The organism is Streptomyces sp. NPDC051133 (genome assembly GCF_040682635.1).
Lineage (GTDB): Bacteria > Actinomycetota > Actinomycetes > Streptomycetales > Streptomycetaceae > Streptomyces.
This window is the reverse complement of record NZ_JBFBBK010000245.1, coordinates 1-912: the sequence shown is the minus strand read 5'-3', so window position 1 is coordinate 912 and position 912 is coordinate 1. Positions and strand designations below refer to the sequence as shown.

Here is a 912-nt window from a genome sequence, read left to right as displayed (position 1 = left end):
ACGTGGTGACAACACGGTGTCGGTGATCGACACGGCCACCAACACCGTCACCGCCACCGTGACCGTCGGCAGCTTTCCGAATGGTGTGGCGGTGAGCCAGGACGGCTCCCACGTCTACGTCGCCAACGCTGGTGACAACACGGTGTCGGTGATCGACACGGCCACCAACACCGTCACCGCCACCGTGACCGTCGGCAGCTTTCCGAATGGTGTGGCGGTGAGCCCGGACGGCTCCCACGTCTACGTCACCAACTTCGATGACAACACGGTGTCGGTGATCGGCACGGCCACCAACACCGTCACCGCCACCATCCCCGTCGGCACCGCTCCGAATGAGGTGGCGGTGACCCCGGACGGCTCCCACGCCTACGTCACCAACTCCGATGACAACACGGTGTCGGTGATCGACACGGCCACCAACACCGTCACCGCCACCGTGACCGTCGGCAGCTTTCCGAATGGTGTGGCGGTGACCCCGGACGGCTCCCACGCCTACGTCACCAACTTCCATGACAACACGGTGTCGGTGATCGACACGGCCACCAACACCGTCACCGCCACCATCCCCGTCGGCGCCCTTCCGAATGGTGTGGCGGTGACCCAGGACGGCTCCCACGCCTACGTCACCAACGCTGGTGACAACACGGTGTCGGTGATTGATACGGCCACCAACACCGTCACCGCCACCGTACCCGTCGGCACCAGACCGCAAGGTGTGGCGATCGCTTCAGCCATGACGAAGCCGGGGGCGCCCAGCCAGGCGGGGGTGCAGCCCCACACGGCACCGACCGGTTCGACGTGCGACGACGTCCTGGGAGCGGGCAACTACCTGTTCCAGGTCACCCCGGGCCCCGGCCACACCGTCTTCCCCGCGCCACACGCCAACGGATCGGTCGACATCACCGAGACCAC

General features: G+C 66.3%; 1 protein-coding gene. It reads left to right on the top strand.

Features of this window, described 5'->3' with window-relative positions:
* Window positions 1-16: 16 nt before the first annotated feature.
* A partial coding sequence (locus AB0N17_RS46785) for a beta-propeller fold lactonase family protein (RefSeq protein ID WP_366017743.1) occupies window positions 17-912 on the top strand: 896 nt, incomplete at its 3' end.